Origin of the sequence: Arthrobacter sp. UYEF3 (assembly GCF_040546245.1) — a bacterium.
Taxonomy (GTDB): domain Bacteria; phylum Actinomycetota; class Actinomycetes; order Actinomycetales; family Micrococcaceae; genus Arthrobacter.
Map to the genome: position 1 here is coordinate 20,906 of NZ_JBEPNK010000001.1, position 18,663 is coordinate 39,568.

General features: G+C 63.2%; 15 protein-coding genes. 6 read left to right on the forward strand and 9 right to left on the reverse strand.

Translation table 11 applies throughout. The features are described from left to right. Positions 1-23 precede the first annotated feature (23 nt). Positions 24-1,493, forward strand: a complete 1,470-nt coding sequence (locus tag ABIB14_RS00080) for a sensor histidine kinase (protein ID WP_354233196.1) — start codon at positions 24-26, stop codon at positions 1,491-1,493. A 91-nt stretch (positions 1,494-1,584) separates the two neighbouring features. Here ABIB14_RS00080 and ABIB14_RS00085 read toward each other — a convergent pair whose 3' ends face one another. Next, complete coding sequence (locus tag ABIB14_RS00085) at positions 1,585-1,833, reverse strand: WhiB family transcriptional regulator (RefSeq protein WP_003804966.1); 249 nt, start codon at positions 1,831-1,833, stop codon at positions 1,585-1,587. A gap of 395 nt (positions 1,834-2,228) precedes the next feature. Between ABIB14_RS00085 and ABIB14_RS00090 the strand changes: the two genes are divergently transcribed. Then, positions 2,229-2,573, forward strand: a complete 345-nt coding sequence (locus ABIB14_RS00090; RefSeq protein WP_354233525.1) for a hypothetical protein — start codon at positions 2,229-2,231, stop codon at positions 2,571-2,573. A 9-nt stretch (positions 2,574-2,582) separates the two neighbouring features. Here ABIB14_RS00090 and ABIB14_RS00095 read toward each other — a convergent pair whose 3' ends face one another. Next, positions 2,583-6,755, reverse strand: coding sequence for an FtsK/SpoIIIE domain-containing protein (locus ABIB14_RS00095; protein ID WP_354233197.1), 4,173 nt, complete (start codon positions 6,753-6,755; stop codon positions 2,583-2,585). Positions 6,756-6,968: 213 nt separating this feature from the next. On the opposite strand from ABIB14_RS00095, the gene glf reads away from it, so the two are divergent. From glf to ABIB14_RS00115, 4 genes are read left to right on the forward strand one after another with little or no spacing between them, the layout of a single operon-like run. Then, positions 6,969-8,156, forward strand: coding sequence for a UDP-galactopyranose mutase (gene glf / locus ABIB14_RS00100; RefSeq protein ID WP_354233198.1), 1,188 nt, complete (start codon positions 6,969-6,971; stop codon positions 8,154-8,156). Further along, positions 8,153-10,144 carry a glycosyltransferase gene (locus ABIB14_RS00105; RefSeq protein ID WP_354233200.1) on the forward strand — a complete coding sequence of 664 codons (1,992 nt, stop codon included), beginning with the start codon at positions 8,153-8,155 and terminating at the stop codon, positions 10,142-10,144. The genes glf and ABIB14_RS00105 overlap by 4 nt, the downstream gene beginning before the upstream one ends. After that, a complete protein-coding gene (locus tag ABIB14_RS00110; RefSeq protein ID WP_354233201.1) occupies positions 10,145-11,014 on the forward strand; it encodes an ABC transporter permease in 870 nt (289 codons plus the stop codon). 1 nt (position 11,015) lies between these two features. Continuing rightward, on the forward strand, positions 11,016-11,768 hold the full coding sequence (locus ABIB14_RS00115) for an ABC transporter ATP-binding protein (RefSeq protein ID WP_354233203.1): 753 nt from the start codon (positions 11,016-11,018) through the stop codon (positions 11,766-11,768). A 39-nt stretch (positions 11,769-11,807) separates the two neighbouring features. Here ABIB14_RS00115 and ABIB14_RS00120 read toward each other — a convergent pair whose 3' ends face one another. From ABIB14_RS00120 to ABIB14_RS00150, 7 genes are all read right to left on the reverse strand, one after another. After that, complete coding sequence (locus ABIB14_RS00120; RefSeq protein WP_354233205.1) at positions 11,808-13,802, reverse strand: DUF6541 family protein; 1,995 nt, start codon at positions 13,800-13,802, stop codon at positions 11,808-11,810. A 7-nt stretch (positions 13,803-13,809) separates the two neighbouring features. Next, on the reverse strand, positions 13,810-14,673 hold the full coding sequence (rfbA, locus tag ABIB14_RS00125) for a glucose-1-phosphate thymidylyltransferase RfbA (protein ID WP_354233207.1): 864 nt from the start codon (positions 14,671-14,673) through the stop codon (positions 13,810-13,812). 75 nt (positions 14,674-14,748) lie between these two features. Next, positions 14,749-15,675, reverse strand: coding sequence for a glycosyltransferase (locus tag ABIB14_RS00130; RefSeq protein WP_354233208.1), 927 nt, complete (start codon positions 15,673-15,675; stop codon positions 14,749-14,751). Further along, entirely contained in the window at positions 15,672-16,559 is an 888-nt protein-coding gene (locus ABIB14_RS00135; protein WP_354233209.1) for a glycosyltransferase, read from the reverse strand. Before ABIB14_RS00135 ends, ABIB14_RS00130 begins: the two co-directional genes overlap by 4 nt. A 19-nt stretch (positions 16,560-16,578) precedes the next feature. Continuing rightward, a complete protein-coding gene (locus tag ABIB14_RS00140; RefSeq protein WP_354233211.1) occupies positions 16,579-16,959 on the reverse strand; it encodes a DUF2304 domain-containing protein in 381 nt (126 codons plus the stop codon). Further along, on the reverse strand, positions 16,956-17,711 hold the full coding sequence (locus ABIB14_RS00145) for a glycosyltransferase family 2 protein (RefSeq protein WP_354233212.1): 756 nt from the start codon (positions 17,709-17,711) through the stop codon (positions 16,956-16,958). Before ABIB14_RS00145 ends, ABIB14_RS00140 begins: the two co-directional genes overlap by 4 nt. Before the next feature lie 14 nt (positions 17,712-17,725). Next, complete coding sequence (locus tag ABIB14_RS00150) at positions 17,726-18,661, reverse strand: glycosyltransferase (RefSeq protein ID WP_354233214.1); 936 nt, start codon at positions 18,659-18,661, stop codon at positions 17,726-17,728. Positions 18,662-18,663: the final 2 nt, after the last annotated feature.

Below are 18,663 nucleotides of genomic sequence, written 5' to 3' on the forward strand. Positions count from 1 at the left end.
CCGACGTCGCAAATGGAGGTGCTGTGGCAATCTTTACGGACCCTATCAGGGAGCATGCTGATTTCGGGCCGGGGGATGCCGAGTGGTTGCACCTGCTCGTGGGGGACTGGCAGATGGTCGCCGACCTCGCGTTCGCCGACCTTGCCCTGTGGTTCCCGCACCCGGAGCTCGGTTACGTGGCGCTGGCCCATGTCCGCCCCTCCACCACGCATACGGTGTTCCACGCCGACTTCGTGGGGGAGGGGATCCGGTCGGATTTGAAAAGGCTCGTCGACAAGGCCTGGGAGACCCGGACGATCGAGCGCTCCAACGAGACCAACTGGAGCAGCGACACGGCCATGCGAGTCGAGGCCGTGCCGATGGTGCGCAACGGCCGGACGCTGGCAGTGGTGACCTCGCACATGGATCTCTCCAGCTCGCGGATGCCCTCGCGGCTGGAACTGACCTACCGCCAGTGTGCCTACGACCTGCTGCGCATGGGCACCCTGGGTCTGTGGCCGGACTTTGCCTCGCCCACCGGGTCGCGCCGCGGGGCGCCGCGCGTCGGGGACGGGCTGATCCGGCTCGACGCCGAAGGGATCGTGCAGTATGCGAGCCCCAACGGCGTGTCCGCGTTCCGCCGGCTCGGTGATGGCGAATCGCTCGAAGGCAGGTCGCTGGCCGAAGTCACGGCGGGGCTGCTGCGGGACCGGCGGATGGTGGACGAAACCCTGCCGCTCGTTGTCACCGGTCGGATGCCGTGGCGCACCGAGATCGAGTCCCGCGGCGTGAGTCTGTCTTTGCGGGCGATTCCCCTGCGCGACGAAGAGCGGCGCTTCGGGGCGCTCGTGTTGTGCCGCGACGTCTCGGAACTGCGCCGGCGCGAACTGGAGCTGGTCACGAAGGACGCCACGATCCGCGAGATCCACCACCGCGTTAAGAACAACCTGCAGACGGTGGCGGCGCTGCTGCGCATGCAGTCACGCCGGATGGTCAGCGATGAAGCCAAGCAGGGGTTGGAACAGGCCATGCGCCGGGTCGCCACCATCGCGTTGGTCCACGAAACGCTCTCGCAGGGCCTGGCCCAGAGCGTCGACTTCGACGAGCTGATCGGACGCCAGTTCCGCTTGTCAGCCGAGGTGGCCTCACCTTCGCAGCAGGTACGGACGCAGCGGTCCGGGCTGTTCGGCGAGCTGCCAAGCGACTTCGCGACGCCGTTGGCCCTGGTCATCAACGAACTCGTGACCAACGCCGTCGAACACGGGCTCGCTGGCAGGGCCGGAACGGTCTGGCTGCTCGCCGACCGCTCGGAAAGCGAAGACGGCGAGGAACTGCTGACAGTGACGGTGGCGGACGACGGCGTCGGGCTGCCTGCAGGGTCCTACGCCGAAGGATTGGGGTTGCAGATTGTGCGCACGCTCGTCACGAGTGAACTGGGCGGGAGTATCCAGTGGAAGCCGCGGGAGGGCGGCGGAACTGCTGTGAAGGTGGTCCTCAGCCTGGCTCCGCGCTGAGCACAGCGGCTTAAAGGCAAAGGCAAAGGCAAAGGCAAAGGCCCCGGACCAGCGGTCCGGGGCCGTTTTAGCCGGGTCACCGGCTGAAAATTTAGGAGGCGCGGCGGGCGCGGGCCGCGCGACGCTTCAGGGCGCGTCGTTCGTCTTCGCTCATGCCGCCCCAGACTCCTGCGTCCTGGCCGGATTCGAGGGCCCACTGGAGGCAGGTGTCCACGACGGGGCAACGCCGGCAGACGCTCTTCGCTTCCTCAATCTGCAGGAGGGCGGGACCCGTGTTTCCTACGGGGAAGAACAGCTCCGGGTCCTTGTCAAGGCACGCTGCGCGGTTACGCCAATCCATGCTGATCAGTAACTCCATTCCTGGGAATTCGTTAAATGCCTCTTGTGAAATTATTCACTAGGCGCTACATAAGAAAAGGGCCCTGTGGGCCCCCTCGGTCATCTGGATTAAGCGTGTCATGTTAACGCTGTGTAAACAAGGGGTATTTGCCTGCGAAATGTCGCCAGATCGTGAGCGATGCATCACATTGACTGGCGGAACCCCCAAGTCTGTCCGACTATGTCGGGTAGTGTGCCAGTGTGTCAAGACCCCCTGTGAACCCAGCCGATTCCGCCGACGACAAGGCCCGTGACAAGGCCGACGCTGCCGGCGACAAGGCCGGCGCTGCCGGCCCTGAGTTCGCGGCCCGGCCCGCGGGAATCACCGTCATCGCGATTGTTGCCGCCCTTGAGGCCATGGCGCTGCTGGTGGCGGCAGGCTGGTACGGATTCCAGCTGCTGACCGGGGCGCCGGTCCTGTCCTTTTGGGGGGCGGTCTTTACCCTGGGCCTCCTGCTCGCTTTTTCGGCGTGGCTTTTCGCCGTGGGCTATTTCCTCTTCCGCGGCTATCGCTGGCCGCGGGCCGGCGCCCTGGTCGCCCAGCTATTTATGCTCACCATCGGGTTTCCGACCCTGACCGGCGGTTACCCCCTCGCCGGTCTGGCGATGTTGCTGCCCGCCGGCGTCGCCATCGTGCTGTTGTTCGACAAACGCGTGATTTCCTTTGCGTCCCGGGCAGGCAGCCAGCCTCCGGCACTGTAGGCCACCGGCTCACCGACTCTGCTCCGGAGCCAGAGCCAACTGCACCGCCGTGGCCGCGCCATCCGAGATCACGACGGCGCGTCCCGCCGGCGGACGGGACTCCGGCTCGAAGCGGACGCCGAAGAGGTCCCCGTCCATCAGGCTCCGCGGGCCGATCAGGATGCCCTTTCCCTGGCTGCGGGCCGGTAGCGCCAGCGGAACGCGTTGCGGAAGAGCCGGGCCGAATCCCGCGGAAAACACTACCGTCCAGCCCAGGCTGTTGAGCTCTAGCAGCGAATCATTGGTCTGCCTGCCGCACAAGTCCACGTCGTCGGCCAGGAGGACTGCGGACCTGTCCAGGTTACCGGCCCCGGCCTGCGCCAGAACCCCGGACCAGTAGTCGTCCTGGCCAGCTCCCGGCTGCGGCGCCAGCCACGTCCTTGAGGGGTTCAGCCGCCCCAACGCGCGGAGCAGGGACGTCTTTCCGGAACCGGCCCTGCCGAGGACGGCAAGGACGCCGCCGGGCGGCAAGGTCAGGCTGACGGGCAGGAGCTCATCGCCGCTGACACCGATCCAGAGACGGGTATCCGGGGACCGCGCCGCACGCGCTGCCGGTGCGTTGCGGGCCGGCCCGTCGGCCGGCCCGAGCCGGGACCGGACTTCGTCCGCGGTCACTACGGCCGGCAGCGCTTCGATCCGGAACGGCCGGCTCTGCATCTCGTTGGTGCACCGGCCGCCGGACGGCGCGGCGTCGTCGTCCTCGGGGGGCTCGTAGAGCTGCGCTACCTGCAGCCCGTTCCCGAGTGCTCTCCCGATCGCTGCCGGGCCCGACTTCCCGACGGACATCCCTCGTTCGCCGGACACCCGGTTCCCGTCCGACATGCCGGAGACCACAACGCGGCCGGGAATATCGGGTAGATGCGGAAGCGGCGGCCACGCGAGCCGGCTCTCCTCCGTAGACCCGAGAGGGAAATAGACCCGGTTGGGCAGCGCCGCAAAGAACCGTGCAGTCACCAACTCCCGCTCGCCGGAGAGAACCACTGTGATGTCCGCCTTGGGACCGTCCCGGATGATGTCGTGGACCAGATCCTCGGCCCAGGCGAGCGGACCAGAGCGGAATTCCGAAACCCACGATCCCCAGCTGTGCAGCGCAAGCACCAGCGGCACAGGTTTGCCGGCGACCGGTGCGGCCAGCCGCCGGGTCATTTCCTCGGCTATGCGGGCGAGCACCCGGACCGCGCGGCGCGGCTCCTGCGGGCCTACCCAGGCCCCCACCCTGGGCGAAGTCGCGGCGCGGGCCAGAGCCCCATCCCCGTCGAGAAGATAGAGATGCGATTCGACGTCTGCCCCCTCCAACTGGTCCAGGACAAGACGCAGTGCTTGGAGGCTACCACCGCGCACCGCGTTCTGCGTGCCGCCGATCAGTGCGAGGTGGCCGTGCAGGTCCGGGTTCCAGCTGAGACGGCCGATTCGCTGCTGCTCCGGTAGGTCCACGACGCCTAACATGACATCCCGGACCGCGGGCGTGCCTAGACCCAGATGCGCCGGCGCCGGCGCCGGCGCCGCGGCCGGAGCAGGAAATGTCAGTACCGGCGGCAGGGGTTCGGCGACCGGCCGCCTGGTCGGGGCTCCGCCCTGCAGGTGCCACAGGCGCGACGCGAGTTCGACGAAGGGCAGGGCGGCTTCCACCGGGGTGGACTTCCGCTCTTGGTCTGTAGTCGTCGGCGCAGCAGCTTGAGGCTGGTCCAGCAGCGCCTGTGCGGTCATCACCGTCACGGTGCCCGCGGCCGGGAGGGGCGGCGTCGCACCCAGAACAGCAGTCTGGAATTCTTCAGGGGCGCCGTTGCCGCGGACCAGATACGCGCGTCCCGGGAGCGCAATCGGAATGGTGGCGGCGAGCCGGGAGTTCATAACGTCCGCGGATTCGAGTTCGGACTGGACCCTTAGCACCACGCAACTGGTGACGTTGGCACGGATGTCAGCGGTGAGTGCGCCCTGCGGACGCTGCGTGGCCATGACCAGGTGGATCCCCAGGGAACGGCCGATTACGGCGATACGCATGAGTTCCGTCAACGCCGCAGGCGCGTCCTCCACCAGCATCCGGAATTCGTCGATGATCAGAACCAGGTGCGGGAGTGCGGGGAAGTCCACGGCGCGTGCCTGGTACGAGGCGAGGTCGGGCACTTCGGCTTCCGCAAGCAACTCCTCCCGCCGGCGGACTTCTGCCCTAAGCGAGGCCAGCGTCCGGTCCACTTCGTAACTATCCAGATCTGTGAGCAGCCCGACGCAGTGCGGTAGACGGGACAACGGTCCCAGGCCGGAGCCGCCCTTGAAGTCGACGAAGAGGAGACTTACCCGGTCCGGCGGATAGCACGCCGCCAACCCCGCCACGAGCGTGCGCAGGAATTCAGACTTGCCGGCCCCGGTTGTTCCCGCCACGAGCAGGTGGGGGCCGTCGGCCTGTAGATCGATCCGCAGAACTCCGGCCGCGTCGCGGCCGACCGGAACCGGTAGCCCGGGCGACCGCCCCGGCAACCGGCCGTCCGCTGCCCAGCGCAGTGAAACATCCGCCTCCGAGAGCGGCAGGACGTCGTCCAGGGAACACAACGCCGGGACGGCGGACGGTGCGCCGACCGGACCGTCTGCGGCCGCCGTTTGCCGGCAGAAACGGTCAAAGACGTCGTCCGGCACCTGGTCGGGGAGGAAATCTATCGCGGCACTACCACAGGTAAGCCGGCCGTGGCAGCCGGCGAAGGTCACGGTCTGGCCCGCTGCGGGTGACGCAGCACACGAGCAGTCGACCACCTGCCAACCGAGCCGGCACGCCTCCGCAAGCAGGCTAGCCGGGTCCGTGGTTCCGGGTAGAAGGATCAGCACGCCCCGTTCGCAGCCTGGGCCGGGACCCGCCGTCAGTGTGGCAGCAGTGACGTGGGTGCTGGCGGACAGCGAGACCCGTGCCAGGAAGCGGGCGGCGAGCGGGATCGAGGCTGCCGGGCCGTGAAGATGAATCCAGGTGCGGCCGCCGCGCGGGTAGCTGGCGAGCTGCATGACGAAGAATCGGACCAGCCCGGCGACGGCCTGCGGCGGTCCCTCCAGCCGGGTCGGCACCGAAGGATCCAGAGTTAGCGGCAAGAGACCGGCCGTCGGGGCTCGAAAACCGGGATCGGCCGGCTCCAGCCTGATCTTGGCCGTTTGCTCGGCCAGCCCGAGGCGCAACCACACCGGCCCGGCCTCTGCCGGCTGAGGAGCCGGGATGGGAGCCGGGGCCGCCGTGTCAGCGGGGTTCGCCGCCCCGAGGAGGAGTTCGGGCGCCGACGGCGCGGCCTGCCGTCGTCGTTCCTGGTCCAGCCGGACCGCGGCTGCCACGGCGGCGTTCAGCTCGCGGTGTTGCTTCCGGCCGGACACTGCGGGAACCAGTGCCGGAACCGCCGACATGGCGGTAAAGGCCAGAAACATCCACATGCCCGTGACTACGGCCAGTGCGACTCCGACGACGAGCGGCGCGACCACCGCCGGCACCAACAGTGTCCTCGGGCCGGCGGGACCCGGGCCGGTTACCCGCAACTGCTCCGACGTGTCGCGGCCGGCGGCCTCCAACCCCGGCATTCCCGGGCCGGATTTGCCCGGCAATTGCTCGCGGAACAGGACGGCAAGCGTCGAGTTGCCGCAGCCGATCAGGGAATCGGTGGACACGGGGGCGGACGACACCCGCCGGCCGTCGACTCGTGTCCCGTTGGCGCTGCCCAGGTCGACCACGGTGATACCCGAGTCCGAAACGTCCAGCCGTGCGTGTTCCCGGGAAAGTTCAGTGTCCGGAAGAGCCAACTCCGTCCCGCTCCGGCCGATCCGATAGCTCCCCCGGCGCAGCTGCAGCACCGTTCCGGCGCCTGGTCCGCTCAGGACGGCCAGCAGCAGCGGCGCGCCAGAGGACGCCGGTCGGCCGCCGGGTGCTCGGTCGCCCCGCGGCGGGGGCGACGCCGGGCGTCCGTCAACGAGGACGGCCCCGTTCACGAGCGGAAAGGTTCCGACGGTGAGGCTACCAAGCAGTGTCCCTCCGATCCTCAGCCGGGCGGTACCGAACGTTCCCGCTAGTGCGTCCTGTAGAGCGGCGCCGGAACAGCCGACGCCCACACCGACGGAGAGCTCCAGTGGAGCAAGGATCGCCGAGCCTGCCTCTCCGACGAGAGTGCACTGCAGCAGCATTGCCGGATTCCTTTCTCGCGCCCGCTGCAGTCAACGCTAGGGGCCACAATCCTCCGGCGGCCCGCCGGAATCCCGCTAAGTGGACAACTCCGGCGGGCCCCGAAGGGTTGCTGCTGCGGCTTCCGCATCGCAGGTTCATCCCGTGCCTCGGGTAGGCTGGAACAGCAGACAACGCACAACGTTGCGCTGCCCATATTCGAACCAGGAGATTTTGTGACCGCTGACCTCGTCATCGTAGGGTCGGGTTTTTTTGGCCTGACCATCGCAGAACAGGCCGCCACCGAGCTAGGCTTGAAGGTCGTCGTTATCGACCGCCGCCACCACATCGGCGGCAATGCGTACAGCGAAAAGGAGGAGCAGACCGGGATCGAAGTGCACCGGTATGGGGCACACCTCTTCCACACCTCCAATGACCGCGTCTGGGAGTACGTCAACCGCTTCACGACGTTCACGAACTACGTGCACAAGGTCTACGGCGTGCACAAGGGCGAGGTTTACTCGCTGCCGATCAACCTGGCCACCATCAACCAGTTCTTCCGCGCGAACCTGACCCCGGGCCAGGCCCAGGACCTGATCAATGAACAGGCCGGCGAACTGGCGGGCACCGATCCGCAGAACCTGAACGACAAGGGCATCCAGCTGATCGGCCGGCCGCTCTACGAGGCGTTCATCAAGCACTACACCGGCAAGCAGTGGCAGACGGATCCCAAAGACCTGCCCGCCGGCATCATCTCCCGGCTCCCGGTACGCTACAACTACGACAACCGGTACTTCAACGACAAGTACGAGGGCCTGCCGACCAAGGGTTACACCGCGTGGATCGAGAAGATGGCCGAGCACCCGAACATCGAGGTCCGGCTCAACACCGACTTCTTCGACGAGTCGCACGAATACAGTAAGGACAAGGTCGTCGGCAACATCCCGGTCGTCTACACCGGCCCGGTCGACCGTTACTTCGACTACGCCGAGGGCGACCTCTCCTGGCGAACCATCGACTTCGAGGAAGAAGTGCTCGACGTCGGGGACTTCCAGGGTACGTCGGTGGTCAATTACAACGACGCCGACGTCCCCTATACCCGCATCATCGAGCCGCGCCACTTCCACCCTGAGCGTGACTACCAGTCGAAAAAGACGGTCATCATGCGCGAGTTTTCCCGTGCGGCGGAAAAGGGCGACGAGCCGTACTACCCGATCAACACCGCCGCAGACCGCGAACGGCTCCTCAGGTACCGCGACCTGGCGGCAAACGAGAAGGACGTCCTCTTCGGCGGCCGCCTGGGCACGTACAAGTACCTGGACATGCACATGGCCATCGGGTCTGCCCTGGCCATGTTCGAGAATAAGATCCGCCCGCATTTCGAGGGTGGCGTCACGATTGAAAGCGGAGGAGTGGACGCGTGAGCGACGTGGACCCAGCGACTGAGTGGGCTCGAATTCAACGGGTTATCCTGCCCTCGGCCGATCAAACCGACACTATCCCGCTTTACGTTGACGCGGGGCCCGCCAGCGGAATCCGTTTGCGGGAGAACGACGAGTTGGCTCGGGCCCCCAAACTGCCCGAGGACAAACTGCAGATGTTCAGCTCGGGAAGCCGCCAAGCGCGCTTCGAGGATTTACTCTCTCGGCAGACCATGCGTGTGCGTTCCGGCGAGGAGATCTCATTCGGCACATATTTCAACGCGTTCCCGGCAAGCTACTGGCGGCGGTGGACTTCCGTTCGCGACATCCGGCTGGTCGTCAAGACAAGCGGCAGCGGAGCGGTTACCGTTTATAAGTCCAACGCTCGGGGCTCCGTGCAACGGGTAGATGGACGGCACTTCGACGGAGAGTCCACGTCGGTGTTCGAGCTACCGCTCACACCGTTTGGCGACGGCGGCTGGTACTGGTTCGATCTGGCTGCTAGCTCTACTGACCTGGTGCTGGAATCCGCCCAGTGGGAAACGCAGGAGGTCTTGGACCGCCGCGGTAAAGTGACGCTGGAAATCACGACGATGAATAAACCTGATTTCTGCCTCAACAACGCCAAGATCCTCTCGGAGAACCTCGACGTCCTGACGGATGTCAAAGAGATCCTGATTGTGGACCAGGGAACAAAGAAGGTCGAGGACCAAGAGGGTTTCGCGGACGTCAAGGAGGCGCTCCGCGGGAAGCTGCGGGTTATTAACCAAGCCAATCTTGGCGGATCCGGAGGCTTCGCCCGTGGAATGTACGAGGCCGTGGAGAACGGCAGCGACTACGTACTGCTGCTCGACGACGACATCGTGGTCGAGCCCGAAAGCATAGTTCGTTTGCTCACATTCGCCGACTACTGTCGCACGCCAACCATCATCGGTGGCCACATGTTCGACCTTTACAGCCGCAGCGTCCTGCATACCTTTGGCGAGGTTGTGGACCCGTATCGGATAGTCCCGGCTCAGCCACATGCCGATATGGAGCTCCGCCACGACTTTAGTGTGGCCAACCTCCGCCAGACAGCGTGGCTTCACCGTCGGGTGGACGTGGACTATAACGGCTGGTGGATGTGCCTAGTACCCACGAAGGTGATCAAGGAAATCGGGCTGTCACTGCCGGTGTTCATCAAGTGGGACGATGCCGAGTACGGTCTCCGTGCCAGGGAAGCGGGCTTTGCGACCGTGTCGCTGCCCGGCGCTGCAGTGTGGCATGTCTCGTGGGCAGACAAAGACGACATGGTCGGCTGGCAATCGTATTTCCACGAACGGAACAGGCTTATTACTACGCTCATTCACAGTCCGTACCCTAAGGGCGGGAGGGTGTTAAGGGAATCTGTCCAGGCCGACGTCAAGCACCTCGTGTCGATGCAGTATTTCACCGAACACGGTCGCATTGAGGCTCTCAGAGACATTTTCAAGGGACCGGGTGATCTTCATGGGGTGCTGGCGACCAGGCTTCCGGAAATCAATGCGCTCAAGTCCCAGTACTCGGACGCCCAGCTCAGGGACGACGTCGACGACTTCCCGGCACCAAAGTTGGGACGTGGACCGATGGGTGGTGCCCCGATCGGTATGCCGCGAAAGAAGGACCTCGTTCCGTGGGGGATCAAAACCGTGGCACGCCAGCTGGTCAAGGCGCCGGCGCCGGAGAGCGCAGAACGCCCCCAAGGCTTCTTGGCCCACCGCGACAACCGTTGGTTCCGACTTGCTCACTACGACAGCGTGGTAGTGAGCAACGCCGAGGGTACGGGGGCGTCTTGGTACCGGCGCGACCCCCAGAAGCTCAAATCGATGCTGGCCGAAGCCACGCGGTTGCATGTCCGGCTGTACCGCGAGTGGGACAAGCTCGCCGCGCAGTACCGTGCCGCCGTCCCCGGCATTACCTCGATGGCCGCTTGGAAGCGGACGTTCGACGCCGACGCGCAGGACGGCCGCTAGATGGCCGGACAAGGCGATGAGCTGGTCAAACCCGGTAGTGGCCGCGGGTTGCTTGATGTTTACGGCGACCGCTTCCTGCTGAAGCTGCTGGTGCGCAAGGAAATCAAGATCCGCTACCGAGGCTCGGTGCTGGGGTTGATGTGGTCCTATGTGAAGCCGTTGATGCAGTTTTTGATTTACTACATCGCGTTGGGTATCTTCCTGAATCTTGAGCACGGGACGCCCAATTACGCCATCTATCTTTTTGCTGGGATAGTTCTGGTGAACTTTTTTACAGAGTCGTTGTCCAATTCCACGCGGTCCATCGTGGATAACCGCGACCTGATCAGGAAAATTTATCTGCCGCGGGAGCTGTTTCCCGTGGCGACCGTCTGGGTGTCTGCCGCGCATTTTCTGCCGCAGTTGGTTGTGCTGATTGCGGCCTGTCTCCTCGTGGGATGGGCGCCGTCGATATTGCAGCTGGCCGCGGTGGTTTTGATCTTCATCATGGTGTCCGTGCTCGCGACCGGTCTGGGCCTCATGTTTGGCGCGGTCAACGTGTATTTCCGCGATTCGGAGAACATTGTTGACATGATCGTCATGGTAGTAACTTGGGCATCGCCGGTGCTCTATGTGTGGTCGATGGTGGAACGCGTGATGGGGCCCTGGTACTGGCTCTACCAGCTCAACCCGATGACAACGGCCGTTGAGGTTTTCCATTGGGCCTTCTGGGAACCAACGCTGAAGCCGGGCCAAGTGGTTTCCGGCACTCTTCCGCCGGAATTGCTCACCCTCTGGCTCCCGGTCTCGCTGCTCACAACCCTCGCGGTGCTCTTCCTCGGGCAGTTGACGTTCCGCCGGCTGTCCACCCACTTTGCTCAGGAGCTTTGAGATGACCTCGCACGGACACGTCGCCATCAGCTGCGCTGGCGTCCGAAAGCAGTTTGTTCTGCGCCACACCCGATCCCTGAAAGAGGCCCTGGTGTGGCTGGTGAAAGGCCGCAAGGGTGATCTGTCCAAGAAGTTCCTGGCGTTGAACGACGTGTCGCTTGAGGTCAAGCAAGGTGAAACCGTTGCACTCTTGGGCCTCAATGGTTCCGGCAAGTCCACGTTGCTGAAGTTGATTTCCGGGGTGCTTCAGCCTGACGGTGGCACAGTGCGTACACGGGGGCGGGTTGCCGGGCTCATCGAGGTTGGTGCGGGCTTCCATCATGATCTCAGCGGCCGAGACAATGTCTACCTCAACGGCGCAATTCTTGGTATGTCCGAAAAGCAGATCGATGAGATGTTTGATTCCATCGTGGAATTCTCGGAGATCGGTGAATTTATAGACACCGAAGTGAAGTTCTACTCGTCGGGAATGTACTTGCGTTTGGCGTTTTCCATCGCCGTTCACACTGACCCGGAAGTCTTCTTAATCGATGAGATTTTAGCCGTGGGCGACGAGCCGTTCCAGCGCAAATGCATCGCTAAGATCAAAGAGTTGGCGGATAAGGGGAAGACCCTTTTCGTAGTGAGCCACGACCTCGACCTGGTGGCTACGGTGTGCGATCGTGGGGTTTTGCTGGAACACGGTGAGATCGTGATGGACGGGGAAGTCCACGATGTCGTTGGCGAGCTGAGGCGGCGGTCCACAGTTCAGTAGCACTGCAGTTCCCCGTCCGACGGCTTCGAATCCGGTGTGCTACCCTCCACAGGCCGTAATCTTGTAAAGCTTCGCGTCGCCCTGACTGTCGACCAGTTGGACGCCTGGGTTCTGGTCCAGATGGGTAAGGCCTGCCGCCTCATGGTGACCACCGTGAACTTCCTTGGGGCCGAAGTCCAGGATGTAATAACCGTGTTCTGCCCGTACAGCCTCACAGACGGACGGATCCGTGGAGACTGAACCCGCAGACTCGTAGATCTTTTCGACTCCAGGGGAGACGCTGCTGAGGATATGCAGCTGGGCGGATTTGCGGTCGCCGAGGGCGTACGATAGGGCAGCACCTGTATAGGGGTTGTCGATAAGCACCGCATCGGGTGGCACGTTTTGCCTGAGCCGCTGGATCAAAGAAAGTTCATCCCGAGAGACAAGAGCTGAGTCTTCGTCCAAGGTGTAGCGGGAAGCAGCCTGCTGGATCTCTTTCTTGAGGCCGCCCTGCTGCCCGAGAGCGATGGCGCAAACGAGCAACACGATTCCGCCGCCGACTCGGTAAGTGGCCCGAACCGGGTTGCGCCAGCCCGCCGGGCCCTCAATGATGGTTGTCAGGGCAGGGCGGCGCACCCCCTTGGCCGCCGCCAAGGCGTCGCTGGCCCAGTCCAAGGCAATAGCGGTAAGCAGCACGGCGACCAAAGGCAAGAGCGCCGCTATCCGGTAGCTGTCGTTGTACCAGATGCCTGTCAGGAAGTCCCGGATCGGGGAAATCGAAAAGCCAGCCACAAAGACGAACAAAATTGTGAAGATCACGAAGACCGTTGAAACCCATGCGTATCTGGCCGGACGCCGGCAGCAGACCCAAAGGCCGAGAAGCGCCAAGGGAGCCACCAGCCACGCTGGCGGCAGGTCCACGGGGGAGAAAGTCAGCGCTTCACCCAAGGACTGCGGAACCGTGCCGTACGGGCCCCAGAAGGAGGCGTCCTCTGGCGGACGTAGGAAGGCCCACAGGACTACGAATGCAAGACCGCTGGCGGACCACACCGCCAGATACCTGGCAACGGCGTACCGTCCATTTCCTCTGTTCCGCCAGATGGTGGGAAACGTCGTCCACACCCGGGCCGCTGCCATGGGCAGCGTCCAGGCCAGCCACGCCATGAACGTCGTGGGATGGGCGACGACGAGCCCGCCCAGACCCAGCAGGAGCACCAAGATCGTGCCGACATCGCGGCGTTGCTGTCCAGGTGCCAAACCAGCGTGGGACGCGGTCAGTGCAATGCACCCAGGAAGGATGCTGATAGCGAGCAGATTCGGATAAAGGACGCCGAAGTCCATCATCAGGATCGGGAAGGCGCCCAACGAGGCGCAGGCGACGCCGGCCCCGATGGTCGCAGCCACGCCCGATCCGACGATCCACCGCACCAGCAGGAGACAGCCAAGAGGCCAGAAAACGGAGGCAAGGATGATGCTGGTGATGCTGACCGCGGTTGGTACGTCCGCCCCCGTTGTCGAGGCGACAAGCGAGGCCACGGCGTTCCAGCCGGCGGGGTAGAACCCGCCGCCCGTCATTCCGCCGATGGTCAGCGAAGACGCCTGGCCCGTATCGAGGGCGTACTTGACCGAGTTCAGGTGGAAGACGGCGTCATAGGTCTGCGAAAACGACTGCGGTGTGCCGATGACTCTTATGGTGCTTGCCGCCAGCAGGGCCGCCGCAATGCCAAAAGCGGCAAACGGCACGAGCCCGTTCCGCAAGCGCCACCGGCTGCCGCCCGGGGCCGAGGACCCGGACCGCACCTGGCCGAACCGTGCGGCGAAGAACCCGGCCGCGGCCACAAGTACCGACACGACGGTCACCGGTACCAGCCCGAATCGGACGTGGATGACCGGTGTCAGAGTCGAGGTGGCGACGACGACTCCCACTGTCAACGCCGGAGCGAGCGCAAATGCGTCAAATCCCCTGAAGCGAACTGCCAGGGCAACGAGCATCCCCGGCGAGATCAGGAGGACGGCGGCGCCGATAATCTGGGGTAGGACCGACCACCACATGCGGCCGTTACGGCTCTAGGAGACCGAGCAGGTACGCACCGTAACCGCTCTTGACGAGCGGCTCAGCCCGCTGGCGGAGTTCATCGTCAGAGAGGAAGCCTTGGCGCCAGGCAATTTCCTCGGGGGCGCCGATCTTCAGCCCCTGGCGGTTTTCCACGGTGCGGATGAAGTTCGACGCGTCGTTCAAATCATTGAATGTTCCGGTGTCGAGCCAAGCCGTGCCGCGAGGGAGGATTTCGACGCGCAGCTTACCCTTGTCGAGGTAGGCGCGGTTGACATCCGTGATCTCAAGCTCTCCGCGCGGCGACGGCTGGAGGTTCTTGGAGATATCGACGACGTCGTTGTCGTAGAAGTACAGTCCCGGCACGGCATAGTGGGACTTGGGTTGCGCCGGCTTTTCCTCGAGCGAGATAGCTTGGCCTGAGTCGTCGAATTCGACCACGCCGTAAGCCTTTGGATCCTTGACCCAGTAACCGAAGACAGCGCCGCCGTCGATGTCGGCATGTTTGCGTAGCTGGGTGCCCATTCCCTGGCCATAAAAGATGTTGTCGCCCAGGACGAGGGCTACGGTCTCATTCCCGATGTGCTGCTCGCCGAGAATGAAGGCCTGTGCCAGGCCGTCAGGGGATGCCTGCTGGACGTAGGTCAGGCTGATGCCGAACTGAGAGCCGTCGCCCAAGAGGCGCTGGAACTGTTCGGCATCATGGGGCGTGGTGATGATCAGGATGTCGCGGATTCCGGCCAGGATCAGAGTCGAGAGCGGGTAATAGATCATCGGCTTGTCGTAAACGGGAACGAGCTGCTTGCTGATGCCGTGGGTGATGGGATGAAGTCGTGAGCCGGTCCCACCGGCAAGAATAATTCCGCGCATGGTCTTTATCTTCCCCTACCGGTCTGCAGCGGGCCAAACCAGCGCGTGCGGGACGGCTACCGGCCCCGGACCAGTTCAGTGGAAATCTCCTCGCCCGCTGCGCCCTCGGAGGCCGTCGGCGATGCCGTAAAACACGGACTTTAGCCGGGCGGAGCGTCCCGGCGCCAGCAGCGTAACAACCAGCAGGTGGCGTAGATCAGTCCAGATCCCGGCCGCCACCCAGGCTGGATGACGGGAAAAGTATCGCCGACCCACGAGGAGCCGGTTCCTGAAGATGTAGTAATAACGCCACGTCGCAGCGATGCGGACCTTCAACGGACGCCCCATGGCTGCAACACTTCGCCCGAAAACCCTGGCGTCAACCATGGTGCCCAGCGAATGATCGAATTCCGTATCCGCGAGGATCGTCGGCAGACCGGCGTCGAGGGCGCGGTAATAATACTCGGTATCCACCAGATCTATGAATAACTCTTCCGAGAACTCGCCTATGGCATCCAGGGTGGCGACCGGAATCATCAGCCCGGACTGAATTGGCTCCTTACCCAGAGAAATACCGTTGCGAGATCCTTTACGCTTGACCGGATTTCCATGAATATTTGCGGGCGAGATCAGGCCCGGCTCAATACGCGATGTCTTCGCGCCTGCGGCCGCGCTGTGAAGTGCCTGAACGTAGCCGGCGGGTAGGTAAGAGTCCTGGTCCACGGTCACGATGTACTCGGGGTCACCGATTTCCCGGGCCTTATGAATGCCTGCATTTAAGGCTGCGCCGATGCCCGAGTTAGCTTCGAGGCGGAGAACCACCGCGCCGACCTCGGCAAGCGCCGCGAAGATATGGTCAAAACCCGGGCCGCTGCCGTCGTCAACCACGACGACCACAGCGGCCTGCCGCAGCAGCGATTCAACGTTGCTGACAATTTCCGGGAAAGGCCGGAAGGCGGTCACGACGCCCGCGACACCGGCACCTGAGCCGCTGGGTCGTAGCTGCATCTGCGTTTGACTCATTTGCCGAACGCATGCCGGAGCAGCGTCCCCAGCGGGCCGTTAACGCCTTGGCGCAGAGAGCCGGGGACGAATAAGATGGCGTGCGCCCGTGATGTGAGCCGCAACCGAGCTGCACGGGCAGCCTTGCGCCACCCCATCGCCTCGCACAAACGTTCGGCGAGATCAAAATATTCACGCTCGCCTTCGAACCGGGACCCGTCAACTAGCTTGGCCGCCGAAGCGCTGCTTGTGTGCCTGCGGTACTCAAAGCAGATGTCGGGCTCGACTAAAAGTTCGGCACCCCCCAAAACCATGTCGAGGACCAACGCGAGATCCTGAATGACCGGAAAACCGTCGCGGAACTCATAATTCCGTATCTGGTCAGTCCGAAAGACGAGGGAGGGCCAGTAAAGCCAATCGCCGTGCAACAAGCTGGCTGCCAGCGCTTCTCCGGATAGGACGCGGGCCTTCGTACCGCGCGGTTTGACCAGACGTTGCTTGACAACATCAGCCAGCGGGGCCGCCGCTTTGCCGGTCTCGTCGATGACCTGGACTCCAGGTTGAATGATCCAGGCATGCGGAAACGCATCGTGTGCGTGGAGCGCAACTTCGACGTAGTTGGGCATCAACAAGTCGTCCGAGCCCATGACCACCAGTAAGTCCTGTGTTGCCAGAGAGACACAGGTCCGGAAGTTCTCGGTAATGCCCTCGTTGGTGTCCTTTCGGATGTAGGTGATCCGGGCGTCGTCGATGCCCTCGACGTAGCGGCGGACCTCATCGCTGGGGTAAGCATCGTCAACGACAGTCAGACGCCAGTCGCTATGGGTCTGTGCGAGGACGCTCTGGACGGCCTGGGTCATATAGTCGGTGTCGCCCCAGTAGGGGATGAAAATATCCAGTGCCATGGGTGTTTTTCAGCGTCCTCTATTTTGATGTCGGCGAGGCCGACGTATCGCCGTCGGAGTCTTGGGGTGACATTTCCTCGATCATGGTGCGCAGAATTGCTACTTCTTCTGCGAGCGTCCGGGTCTCGTCCTCCACGACTGAGATCTCCCACGACAAGTGGAGGCAGACGCCCAACAACAGCAAGATGCTAATGATGAACAGGAGGTTGGATGGCAACTGAACACCGACAGCTGTAGCCACTACGGTCAACAGGCTTGGAAAAGCGGCCAAAATCAACGTTCCGACGCCGACGATCAGCCATAACGCTGCATACTTTTCGCGGAGCTTCTTCCCCCGGAGCATTTCGAAGACGACGCCAACAATGGTGAGGGAAAGAACAAATGCTGCCAGGTTTGTCACTGTGTCCTTTCCTCAGCATTGAGATGTGCAGGAGAAATCGTTGACGGCTTCCGGGTTAGGGCAAGAACCAGGGCGAACACCGAGCGGCCGAGGTAGATGGCAGCCTTGAACGGGTTGTGGCTGGGCGTGCCGCCTTGGCGGGGTCGCATCTCGACGGGGATCTGAGTCACCCTGCAGCCGGAGCGGACAGCTACTACTAGCGAATCAATGGTGTCGCCAAGATACTCTGCCGGGTAGTGATCTAGATACTGGGCGATGGCGCGCTCGTTCGCCGCGCGGAAGCCTGAGGTGACGTCAGTCAGCCGGGTCTTGGCCAAACCCGAAATAACCTTGGCCAGAAATTGCATCGCCCATTTGCGTGGACCGCTGACCTCGTATTCGCCTCGGTCTGCAAAGCGGGCGCCGATCGATATATCGGCATATTCCAGACCGGCAAGGACTTCGTCAATATTGCGCGGATCGTGCTGGCCGTCAGCGTCCACCTGTATCACACGGCGGTAGCCAAGCCGCTGGGCATATTTGAACCCCGCCCGCATCGCGCCGCCGACGCCGAGGTTAAACGGTAGTGTCAGAACAGTCGCGCCAGCCTGTTTGGCGATGGACGCTGTGGAGTCGGTCGATCCGTCGTTGACGACAAGAACATCGTAGGGACGTCCGACGCTAAGGACCTCATGGACGGTATTGCCCACCGACTCGGCTTCGTTCCACGCCGGCATGATGACCAGGACACGTGTGGGGTCATGGATTGTCATAGGTCTCCTATAGTTCAACGGGCATGGAAACGGGTGACGAGTTCGTTGCTGATCCGACCGTCGACGCCTCGGCCGGAGTCCTTGAGTCCTTGCCAAGCGGCAGTCAGCAGATTGCGCCGATCGGGGCTGAAAGCGAACCGCAGCATCTGCGCCTTGGCATCCTCAGTCAGACGGCGGAAGACCCAATAGGGATTCCGGCGCCAATAGCGCCTTACAAGGGTCGTCCCGTTGCGCACTATGTAGTACATCCGGAACGGAGAGTAGTAGTTAAATGACAGGTCGTTGCCCCTGAACCGCAGCGGCTGGCCGAACGCCTTCGCAGGTAGGCGTGCCCCGAGTCGGTGTTTGACGCTACAGCCGGCACCAATCAGCACCCTATAGCCCGCGGCCCTGGCTCGCGCGGTGTATTCGGAGTCCACACAGTCGATGAAGAAGCCGGTCTCAAATTTGCCGATTGCGGAGAAGGTCGAAACCGGAATGAAAAAACCGGATTGCATCGGATCGAAGGCGTCGCTGAAACCGTCAGCATGTCCTAGAACAGGTACTGAGTGTCCGGAGAACGATTGCGCGGACACGAACCCGACCCTATGGCCCCCGGCTGTTGCTCGCTCATACGTCGCGAGGGCGTTGTCCACGTAACCGGCGACTGGAAGCGAGTCTTGATCGAAAGTTAGGATGAAGTCAGGCGGCCTCTTAGTCTGAAGTTCCTCGATGCCCCGGTTGAGGGTAGCCGCGATTCCAGAATTGCAGTTCATGGCCAGCACGGTCACGCCGCTCACTTTCTGGAGTCGGGTGAAGATACCGGCCGCTGCCGGCGCAGAACTATAGTCGTCGACGACGATTAGCTCATCTACCTGCGCACGAATGGCAGCAGCATTGGCTAGAAGATCCTCGTCTGGGTTGAACGCAGCAATTACGGCGGCAATCCGCCGTTGGCGCCTTACAAGCACGG

What these genes read in the sequence shown, in the direction of transcription:
- ABIB14_RS00085 (WP_003804966.1), bottom strand. Translation starts at nt 1,833, where the DNA reads ATGGATTGGCGTAACCGCGCAGCGTGCCTTGACAAGGACCCGGAGCTG.
- ABIB14_RS00090 (WP_354233525.1), top strand. Translation starts at nt 2,229, where the DNA reads ATGGCGCTGCTGGTGGCGGCAGGCTGGTACGGATTCCAGCTGCTGACC.
- ABIB14_RS00095 (WP_354233197.1), bottom strand. Translation starts at nt 6,755, where the DNA reads ATGCTGCTGCAGTGCACTCTCGTCGGAGAGGCAGGCTCGGCGATCCTT.
- ABIB14_RS00110 (WP_354233201.1), top strand. Translation starts at nt 10,145, where the DNA reads ATGGCCGGACAAGGCGATGAGCTGGTCAAACCCGGTAGTGGCCGCGGG.
- ABIB14_RS00115 (WP_354233203.1), top strand. Translation starts at nt 11,016, where the DNA reads ATGACCTCGCACGGACACGTCGCCATCAGCTGCGCTGGCGTCCGAAAG.
- ABIB14_RS00120 (WP_354233205.1), bottom strand. Translation starts at nt 13,802, where the DNA reads ATGTGGTGGTCGGTCCTACCCCAGATTATCGGCGCCGCCGTCCTCCTG.
- rfbA (WP_354233207.1), bottom strand. Translation starts at nt 14,673, where the DNA reads ATGCGCGGAATTATTCTTGCCGGTGGGACCGGCTCACGACTTCATCCC.
- ABIB14_RS00130 (WP_354233208.1), bottom strand. Translation starts at nt 15,675, where the DNA reads ATGAGTCAAACGCAGATGCAGCTACGACCCAGCGGCTCAGGTGCCGGT.
- ABIB14_RS00135 (WP_354233209.1), bottom strand. Translation starts at nt 16,559, where the DNA reads ATGGCACTGGATATTTTCATCCCCTACTGGGGCGACACCGACTATATG.
- ABIB14_RS00145 (WP_354233212.1), bottom strand. Translation starts at nt 17,711, where the DNA reads ATGACAATCCATGACCCCACACGTGTCCTGGTCATCATGCCGGCGTGG.